Below are 10,314 nucleotides of genomic sequence, written 5' to 3'. Positions count from 1 at the left end.
AAAGCAAATATTCCTCAACAGATGATATGAAATCCCACACAGTGAGCCAGTATTCACAGAAACAATCATTAATCGTTCTCAATAAATTCTGTAAACATCTTCCGACAATGCTGTGGTTTTCGGCTTTGGCAGTATATCTGCTGCATACCAATAATCAACTTGGGAGTGCAGACTCGGCAGAGATGATAACGGCAAGTTACAACTGGGGATTTGCTCATCCGCCGGGATACCCTCTTTACATGATAAGCAGTAAACTCTTTTCATTAATTAGTCCAGCAACCTCATTAATTTATACGTATAATCTATTTTCAACATGCTGTTTCCTCGCCGCGCTGTTCATTCTGATAAAAGCCTTCAAGATTATCACAATTAATCCGCTGGCAATCTTCATTGGCGCATCGCTTTATGTGTTTTCGCCTGTCAATATAAAATGGCTTACGGTTTCAGAGGTTTTTTCTCTTCATATTCTACTCTGTTCATCCTTGATCTACATAACCTGCCACATAATCAACTCACAAAAAATCACTCCGATAACAAGGCTTTTTGGCTTAATTGCCGGACTGGGTGCATCGAATCATCATACAATCGTTTTGCTGTTCCCCGGCTTCCTGGCGGTTTATTTATATTACTGGCACCAAATCCCCAATTATAAACAACGAATATATGAAATATATTGGTTATTCTTTCTATTTTTAGCGGGTTTATCGTTTTATCTTCACCCCTTGATTTCTTCAATTCTCCACGGGCCTGAATCAAATATATTTCGAATTGAAATCAGGTCACTTAACGACCTGATTAATCTTTTCTTAAGGCGTCTTTACGGCACCTTCAGTTTGACTTCCACAACTGAAAACCACCTCAGCATGTTTTACTGGCCCCAGGCTTTACTGAAATCAAGTTTTCTTTCTCCTTCCGGGCTAACGGTTCTGGCTGCATTCTCTTCGATAATTTTTATTATTATCGGCTACCGGAGGAACAAAAAAACTCTGTTCTTTGCAAGTATGCTCTGGATGATCGGTTGCATTTCATTTTTCTTTCTGGCGAACGCTGAAAATGATTTCTTAATTGAAAATGATATCATGCAGCGCTTCTTCCTCATGCCAAACCTGATTTTCTGTTTCGTATCGGTACTTGGAATCGACAGATTGATTTCTCTGGGGGGAATGAATAAGAAACTTCCAGCCACTCTCTTTCTGACATTTCTTGCTATCGCGATTTTCTCCTATTGTAACCACAATGCCACCACCAGCCGCTACATTCCTCCCATTGACATACATCTTCAACATGCAAAGGATTCGCTGGACAGTTGTGGAAAAAACAGCATAATGATTTCGAATACCGACACGATGACCTTCACAATTGATTATCTCCAAAAAATAACAGGGTATCGCGAGGATGTGCATAATGTAATGTGGGGAATACCAACTGAAGGATATACAAAGTGGACACTTGACAAACTCACCGAACATCTCCCCCGCAATCCTTCCCATATGCAACCTTCCACAGAACCCATTAAAGTTTCTTCACTTGATTTAATGCTGGCCGTTATTGCGTCCGGCCGAGAAATCAACACTTCAAGGAGTTTTGAGGCCCTTTTCTTAGAAGATTCCGAGCAAGCGGCAGAAAGGTTCGATTATAGCTATTCCGGCATCAACCAAAGGTTAATGATACAAGAAACTCTGCCATCACCGGCGCAAATCCTCACGCATAACGCAGAACCCTTATCCCGCTATTTAAAGTGGATCAGCAAAATTACATTGAATAGACTTGAACCCTCGGAAGACCTGGTTATCAGGCATTATCAGCTCTATTTCCAAACAATGCGCAAGTATCAATTCTCATTGGATAAACTCATTCTGCCCCTGGACGTCTTCAAAGAACTTTGTCATATTCTTACAACCGACGGACTTACAGATAAACGCGCATTATTCTACCTGGGGCAGTTCTATTTGAAATATGAATATAATCCGGAGCTGGCAATTTACTACTTGAATGAAGCCCTTGAAGGCTCAACCGGAGATACTGAATTTGAAGAAACCCGCAAAAGCGCCGAACATGCAATCAGAGTACTTCGCCAGAGAATAAAAACCTCCGATTCAGAGCAGATTTCATGATATCAAAAAAGGGATACACCCTTCTCGTTATCCTTGTTTTACTCATATCAACAAGCCTTGCAGCAAGTTCCGCTCTTCTTAAATCCGTTACGGTTGATGAATTCGCCCTGCTTCCTGCAGGTCTTAGGATTATTGAAAATCAGACATTTGATGTTGATTCCGGAGTTCCGCCTCTCCCCAAGGTCCTGATAGCGCTTCCGGCATACTTCAATGGCATACAAACCCCACAGCTTGAAAATGGCACGGAAATACCGTCTGTCTGGGAACTTGGCAAGCAATTCGCTCGTCAGTACCATGCGGATTACCACGCCATTTATCTTCAAGCCCGTTCGATCTCAATTTTTGCTCTCTTTGCAACCTTATTGCTTTCCTCTTTCCTTGCAAAAAACCTCTATGGCAACACAGGCGGAATACTTGCATTGCTTTTCGCAAGTTTCTCGCCAACCCTTCTTGCCCATGGAAGGCTTGCCACAACTGATATCTATTTGACTGCAGCAGTGGTTCTCTCCCTCTTTGTTTTTGATATTTTTCTCCGCAAGCAGAGTCCATTGAACTCCATACTGCTAGGGCTGACAATAGGGCTGGCAATTCTATGCAAATTCACCGGACTGCTCTTAATCCTTTTCCTGCCGATAGCTGGAGTAATAATTTTCTTTATGCAAAAACGAGGAAATTCAATCAATGACCCCGAAATAACAATCTCAAAATCGACTCTTATTTACGGGTTTATTTCATTGGTCACAGTTTTACTCGCAATAAACGCTGGATACATATTTCAACAGACCCTTCGGCCTTTATCATCCTTTTTATTTCAATCGGATCTATTGCAGCTATTGAAGAATCTGACGCCCGGCTGGCTTCCCATGCCGGTTCCCGCCCAGTTTATTCTTGGAATTGATACACAACTTGCTGAAACCAGGCAGGTCATTTACGAAACATATCTGCTGGGGAAGTTCAGTCCCAGAGGTTTTTGGCATTATTACATAATTTGTTTGCTTGTTAAACTCCCCATCCCCTTTCTCTTGTGCATGACACTTGCCACAATCCTGAAACCAAAAATCACCCAGCGGGAAATACCCCTCCCCTGTTGGTTGTCTGGGTTGCCTCTTTTGCATTCTTCTCCCTTGCCGGGCATAAAAACATCGGAATCCGCTATCTGCTCTTTCTCCTTCCGCTTGCGGCGATATGGATCGGTCGGCTTGAATATCTTTTTTCCAGAAAGGTTCCGAAAAAATCTTATGTCCCTTTGTTTCTCAAGACAATTATTACCCTTTGCTGTACCTTTATGCTTGCGACAGCCATCTATATCTGGCCCGATTACCTTCCTTATTTCAACCTGCTTGCAGGCGGGCCTGAAAACGGCCATAAATACCTGTTGGACTCGAATCTTGACTGGGGGCAAGATCTTATTGGACTTAAAACATTCATGAATTCAAATAATATTGAACGTGTTGATCTGGCTTATTCCGGACGAGTTCCGCCGGAAGTATACGGCGTGTCATATGATCATTTGATTCAAGCGACCAGACTTAGATATGCGGTAATAAGCTCAAATCTTTTATGGGGGCGGATGTATTTTATTAACGGCACAGAATATTGGCCGCAGGATAGAAATACCTATATTGCTTTCAGAGAACTAAAACCGCTGAAAGTTATCGGCCATACGCTCTATGTTTATGATATGAAAAATGCAACCAGAGCAGTCCAATGAAAAACTTTCTCAATTCCCTCTGCGGAAACACAAAAATGCAGTGCCTGCCCGGGAAAACCCTCTTGTCAATTCCGTATTTTTTCCTGGCCGCGCTTTTTATCCTCGGTGCTTTTTTCTTTTTAACATGGCCTATTACCGGTCTGGGGGACACAGACCTCTGGTACCACCTGAATGGCGGAAGATACTTATTCAGGCATGGGGAAATCGCCAATACGGGATTCTTTTCATTCGTCGCCGAACAAAGAGAATGGACAAACTATTATTGGCTCTTTCAAGTCATCGTCTATTCCATTCATTCTCTTTTTGATTATCAAGGCCTCATACTCTTCCGTTCCTTTATCTACCTGACAACACTCCTGATGATCACCAGATACTTATGCAAGGACACAAAAAACAATAACCTGTTACTTTATGTAAGTCTTATAGCTGCTCTCTACTTCATCGGACTCATTCCTCGATATTTTTCCGTAGTAAGACCGCACATGTTCTCATACCTGTTCATTGTCCTGTTCATTTACCTCCTGGAACTAAAATCAAGCAAGGCATTATTAGCCCTGCCATTCATTGCGGTTTTCTGGAGCAATATCCATGGCGTCGAATACCCGGTGATGATCTTAATATCAATGTCTTATGTTATTGAAATTCTTTATAACCGATATAAGCAAAAGGCCTCACTGAGCAGTAAAGAACTACGAATCCTGATCCCACTTTTACTTGCAATGTGGGCAGTGCTGGCAACACCTTTTGGAGTTAAATTACTCTCGTCGCCCTTTCTATCTGCGGGATACCAAAAACTCTATATAATGGATATGCACCCAATAGCCTTCAAGGATTTATTCAGTTTCAATGTTTCTTCCAGCTCTCACACTTTCAATACTATTTCAAACACCCTTCTGTTTATCGCAACCCTTGGTTTTATCTCAGGCGCATTGAACAAAAAATTAAGAATCAGCCATATTCTGCTGTTTGCGGGTGGTCTGTATCTCTTAACACGAGGTGTACGGTTTCGTTATGAAGCGGTGTTACTCGCCTTGCCGATTCTCAAGAATCATCCCATTCTTTCTGAAAATTATTTTCAGAAAAAAATTCCGGTATTCTTCCATCTTGTTATCATGACAATGACAATTTTCTTATCAATATTCTTTCTGAAAAGTATTTTCATACAGAAGCCTAAATACCCATTTTCCAGGGCAAACGTTCCCCATGGTGTTGCGGCTTTCCTCAATACAGTTGAAACCGGCGGATCAGTTCTGAATCATCCGGATTATGGCGGATATTTACAATGGCAACTTGACGACCGCTATACGATCTTTATGGATTTTCAATTAATGCTTTTTTCCGATATGGATTTCTTTATTGCAGAGAATTCTTTTACGGATCAAGAAGTTCTCAAAAAAACAATCGACCAGTATCACCCGTCTTTCATTGCCCCGAATATATCTGACAGTAAGTTCAACGAACTCATTAAAAAATTCCCGGATTACATCTTGGTATATTTTGATGATAAATGTGCTCTCTATGTTGACCGTGGGCAGCACCCTGAAATTGCCGAACACCATGCAATGAAAGCCGTCAACCCTTTCACCCTGGAACACTCGAATATCGCTCAACTCCTCCCGCAACAGGCGGAACAGATGCAGCAGGAACTACTGAAAATTTACCCTTTTTATCAAGAAGGACAATTAATCAATCAATTATTGACCCAGCTGTATCGAAAGGCAGGTATTTTGGACAAGGCTCTTGAGCATGCTGAAAAAATAATTACCAACATGCCTGAATCCCCAACCGGATATATTCTCACGGCAGAAATGTTAACGGAAAAAAAACAATACCTGAAAGCAATTCAACTGTACAATAAGGCTCTTGACAATGTTGGAGCCAACGGCAAAATCGACATTTTCAGAAAAATATCCTTATGTTACTATTCTTTGGAGAAACTGGATCTGGCGTATCAAGCCTTTAAAAAAACCATCCGTTTTTTCTCCGCCGATACATCGGCCACGGATTTCTACATGCTTGGGAAATTAGCCGTGGCAAACGGTAATTACCAGGAAGGTGCCATGTTACTGGATTTTGCTTTACTAAAAACTCCACCGGATAAAAAAGATCTCATACGGAAAATCCAGAATCAATTTATACTTGTACAGCAAAAACAACTGTGAGCATCAGCCACCCTTCGCCAGTAGCCAAATCGCCTTGAAAATTTAATGGCGTACTTGAACAAAAAAGAAAAACAGGAGAAATATCGTTGCATGTACATAATGACCGCATCGCAGTTCTTATTCCCTGCTATAACGAAGCAGCAACCATCGCTACAGTAGTTAACGACTTTGCTGCCGCTCTGCCAGATGCTCAAATATTCGTTTTTGACAACAATTCAACCGATTCATCTGCGGATATAGCCAGAAAAGCCGGAGCAACAGTAATTTCCGAATACCGGCAAGGCAAAGGCAACGTTATACGCTCCATGTTCAGATCTCTGGAAGCTGACATTTATGTATTGGTTGACGGTGACAGCACCTATCCTGCCGACCAGGTTCATAATCTCATTGAGCCGATTATTGCCAAACGGGCAAACATGACGGTAGGCGATCGAATCTCCACGACCTATGATTTAATAAATCATCGCCGTTTCCATAGCTTTGGAAACCGTCTGATCAGATGGCTGGTGAATCGTTTGTTCGCCTCAAACTTGAATGACATTATGAGCGGCTATAGAGCCTTTGACCGGCTCTTTGTAAAAAACTTTCCGGTAATGTCGGATGAATTTGAAATTGAAACGGAAATGACAATTCATGCCCTGGAAAAAAAATTCAATATACAGGAAATCCCTATAAACTATAAGGACAGGCCAAAAGGCAGCACTTCAAAGCTGAATACATTTTCGGACGGCTTTAAAATCATAAAGACCATCGCTTTCATTTTTAAAAATCATAAACCGATGATTTTTTTTGGCGGTACGGCAATACTTTTAGCGCTGCTCGGGGTGGTCATCGGGGCTTTTCCCGTATATGAATATATGACTTATTCATATGTATTCAAAGTTCCGTCAGCCATACTGGCGGCCGCGCTTGAGACCATGGCACTATTGAGTCTCACCAGTGGTGTCATACTGGACACCATAGTTCGACAACATAAAGAAACCTATGAACTCCATTTAAGTTCATATTTATCCAGGACGGACATTAACCGATAGACTTGGCAATTATTTTATCGCCGAAATCACGATCCCTCATTGGAATAACCTGCGGAAACCTCAAAAAAACATCTCAATGAATACTCATTGAAGCGCGGATTATGCTGTCATTTAAAAAAACAATTATCCCTTGCATCAAATTAACCCTTACCGCCGGAATATTTTATTATCTGATTTCCAGCGGCAAACTGAATTTAAGCAAGCTGGGCCTGCTGATTGACGCACCGGCAACCCTCAGTCTCCTGCTGGGAATTTTCCTGTTGATAATCATCCCGCTGACGTCCTTACGCTGGCTAATCATCCTGAAGATTTCAGATCTCAATATCTCCTACCTGCGATCACTTACATTGACCTGGATCGGCAATTTCTTTAATATTTCACTGCCCGGCACGGTGAGTGGTGACATCATCAAGGGATTTTATGTGTATCGCCTACACCGCAACAAGGGGAAAACCATGGTTTTCATGTCATTGCTTATAGACAGAATAACCGGATTGATGGGCCTGGTTGTGATGGGCACCGTTGCCATCTTGTTCAACTGGGACCGGCTTTATTCACAAACGCAAATCCAACCGCTGGTCCACTTCATCCTTGTTCTGTTTGTAATCAGCGTCATCTTCTTTGGAATAATTCTTTTACCATATCGCGGTGATAGAGACCGCCTCCATGTCTTTATTTCAAAAATACCCAGGAGTGGTTTTCTGCTGGTTTTTTACCTGACCATGAAAAAACTTGGCGCCAAACCCTTAAAGCTATTGAGTACCGTTGCCATCTCTTTCTTTATCCATTGCTGCATTGTTTTTTTATTTCTTCAAATCACCAAACTAATCGGCGCAGAACCTGTAGATCCTTTCATTCAGATGTTTATCATGCCCTTCGGATTTATTGCCACTGCAATACCCATAGCGCCTGGGGGCATTGGCGTCGGACATGCCGCTTTTGAAACACTTTACAGCATGATGGGAATAAAGGGAGGAGCGGATATTTTCAATCTGTATATCGTCATACAACTCACAAACTATATGTTTGGGGGGATTATCTACTTTTTCTATAAAAATGAATATAACCTGTCGGATGTTGACAAACAGGAACTCACAAAGAATCAGGTTATTTGAAGATTTATATTTAAATAGCAGTGCAAATAGTATGTTTCTTGCTTGGGTCTATTGAACTGATTGCTGACTTGATTAATCTGATCAGTTTGATAATATATTTCATTTCACAACTATTTATGATGAATGTACTTATCCATTCAAATTTTCAATGTTAAAATATAACGTTATTATTCCTCGTCAATATTAAAAATGGATAAATTCGTGGACAATAAAATAAACACTTCTGACAAAATCACCATACTCATCCCAGCATATAATGAAGAATTGAGCATCGGTAAAACCGTTGAAACCATGAAATCACTCTACCCGGATTATGAAATACTTGTGGTTGATGACGGGTCCACCGATTCCACCATGAATGTTGCGATGCAAGCTGGTGCCAATGTCTGGCCGCATCCCTATAATATCGGCAACGGCGCTGCGGTTAAAACCGGGCTCAGGTGTGCCTCAAGTGAATGGATTGTGCTGATTGATGCCGATGGCCAGCACGACCCGAAAGATATTGCCCGACTTGTTGAACATAAGGACAAATATGACATGGTTGTCGGCGCCCGCTCCAGAGAATCGACAACTACTTTTCACAGAAGGTTTGCCAACCGGATTTTCAACTGGCTTGCCACCTATATTACAAAATTCAAAATAGAAGACCTTACTTCAGGCTTTCGCCTGATCCGGAAATCAACTGTTGAACAATATCTCTATCTGCTCCCTAATACCTTCTCTTACCCTACGACCATGACAATGGCTTATCTGCGAAGCGGTCTGACCGTTAAATATGTTCCGATAAAAGCCCGCAAAAGAAAGGGTATAAGTAAAATCAGACTGTTCAGGGACGGGGTTCGATTTTTTCTGATCATTGCCAAAATCGCCACGCTGTTTTCACCTCTGCGAATCTTCCTTCCCATAAGTTTCTTGTTCTTTGCCTCAGGCTCGCTCTATTATCTTTACACCTTTATCGACTCACACCGGTTTTCGAATATGTCGGCGCTGCTGCTCAGCACATCGGTCATAATCTTCATGATGGGACTCATATCCGAACAAATCTCACAGATGCGTTACGACCGGGTTCAATAAATAATTCTTGAACAGTTTTTTTATTTTTTCCGCAAAACTTGACCCGCAAAAAAAAGTCATGTATTATGTACTGAAAAATAGAACATAATACATATACCTATGACTTCATTTTTTTCAGGACTTATAACTTCCAAAATACGCATCCGCATTCTCATGCGTCTTTTCCTTAATCCGCAGCGTCATGCTTATTTACGCGAATTAGCCACCGAATTCAATGTCTCCCCAAGCCAGGTTCGCGAAGAACTCCTTCAACTCAATAACGCCGGTTTTTTGGATAGCGAAAAAAACGGTCGGCAGATTCTTTATAAAGCCAATTCCCTGCATCCACTCTTTGATGAACTGCATTCCATGGTCCACAAGGCAATGGGCATGGACCGCATTCTTGACAGTATAGTTGAACGATTGGGAAAACTGGAAGAAGCGTATCTCATTGATGACTATGCGGAAGGCAAGGATACCGGAATTATTGATCTTGTTCTGGTGGGCGATATCGACCAGGAAAATCTGGTTGACCTGGTCAAAAAAACCGAGCGCTACATTGACCGGAAAATCAGAACATTAACTTTGTCGAATACTGAATGGAACAACATGAAGGTGAAACTTTCAAAACAGCCGTTACTGCGTCTCTGGAGCAAAGAGGCATAAACTTTTTTTATTACCGAGAAAAATCATGAGCGCACAATGGTTTGCCATCCGCACAAAACCCAACAAAGAATTTCTCGCCAAAGAACAGTATGAGAAACAAGGGTTCGAGGTATACCTGCCCATCACCCGCAGAATTGTATCCCATGCCAGAAAAAAGACGGTTAAAAATAAACCGTTTTTCCCGGGTTATCTTTTTCTGTATTTAAAACCCGAAGAACAACGCTGGACAACAATAGCGAGCACTATCGGCAGCCTGGGCCCGGTAAAATTCGGGGAAAACTATCCATCGGTTCCGGAGGCTGTTATCCACAGCCTGCAATCCTTTGAAAATGATCAGGGCCATATCGCTGTTTCTGACGCATTTGAGCCTGGCACCAAAATTCGTGTTTTCAAAGGTGAGCTTGAAGGATTTGACGGAATTTTCCTGGAAAGTCGCGGCGACGACCGGGCGATAATTTT

Annotated in this window: 9 protein-coding genes; all 9 read left to right on the top strand. The window is 41.8% G+C overall.

Going from position 1 to position 10,314, the window contains the following annotated elements:
* Window positions 1-2,114 (top strand): DUF2723 domain-containing protein (locus KKE17_14880; protein MBU1711282.1); only part of this gene is annotated, 2,114 nt, incomplete at its 5' end.
* Window positions 2,111-3,544 (top strand): glycosyltransferase family 39 protein, encoded by a 1,434-nt coding sequence (locus tag KKE17_14875; GenBank protein MBU1711281.1) that lies wholly within the window; start codon window positions 2,111-2,113, stop codon window positions 3,542-3,544. The genes KKE17_14880 and KKE17_14875, both read left to right, overlap by 4 nt.
* Window positions 3,541-3,825, top strand: a complete 285-nt coding sequence (locus KKE17_14870) for a hypothetical protein (GenBank protein MBU1711280.1) — start codon at window positions 3,541-3,543, stop codon at window positions 3,823-3,825. Before KKE17_14875 ends, KKE17_14870 begins: the two co-directional genes overlap by 4 nt.
* The gene (locus KKE17_14865) at window positions 3,822-5,987 is read left to right on the top strand and encodes a hypothetical protein (protein ID MBU1711279.1); all 2,166 of its coding nucleotides are present in this window, start codon (window positions 3,822-3,824) and stop codon (window positions 5,985-5,987) included. The genes KKE17_14870 and KKE17_14865 overlap by 4 nt, the downstream gene beginning before the upstream one ends.
* Window positions 5,988-6,073: 86 nt before the next feature.
* Window positions 6,074-7,021 (top strand): glycosyltransferase, encoded by a 948-nt coding sequence (locus KKE17_14860; GenBank protein ID MBU1711278.1) that lies wholly within the window; start codon window positions 6,074-6,076, stop codon window positions 7,019-7,021.
* 101 nt (window positions 7,022-7,122) lie between these two features.
* Window positions 7,123-8,136, top strand: a complete 1,014-nt coding sequence (locus tag KKE17_14855) for a flippase-like domain-containing protein (GenBank protein MBU1711277.1) — start codon at window positions 7,123-7,125, stop codon at window positions 8,134-8,136.
* A gap of 189 nt (window positions 8,137-8,325) precedes the next feature.
* Entirely contained in the window at window positions 8,326-9,210 is an 885-nt protein-coding gene (locus KKE17_14850; GenBank protein ID MBU1711276.1) for a glycosyltransferase family 2 protein, read from the top strand.
* A gap of 99 nt (window positions 9,211-9,309) precedes the next feature.
* A complete protein-coding gene (locus KKE17_14845) occupies window positions 9,310-9,855 on the top strand; it encodes a winged helix-turn-helix domain-containing protein (GenBank protein ID MBU1711275.1) in 546 nt (181 codons plus the stop codon).
* Window positions 9,856-9,880: 25 nt separating this feature from the next.
* Window positions 9,881-10,314, top strand: a 434-nt coding sequence (locus KKE17_14840; protein ID MBU1711274.1) for a transcriptional activator RfaH, incomplete at its 3' end; no start/stop codon positions are given.

The organism is Pseudomonadota bacterium (genome assembly GCA_018823135.1).
GTDB lineage: Bacteria > Desulfobacterota > Desulfobulbia > Desulfobulbales > CALZHT01 > JAHJJF01.
The sequence above is the reverse complement of the archived record's forward strand: the minus strand, read 5'-3'. Positions and strand labels throughout refer to the sequence as shown.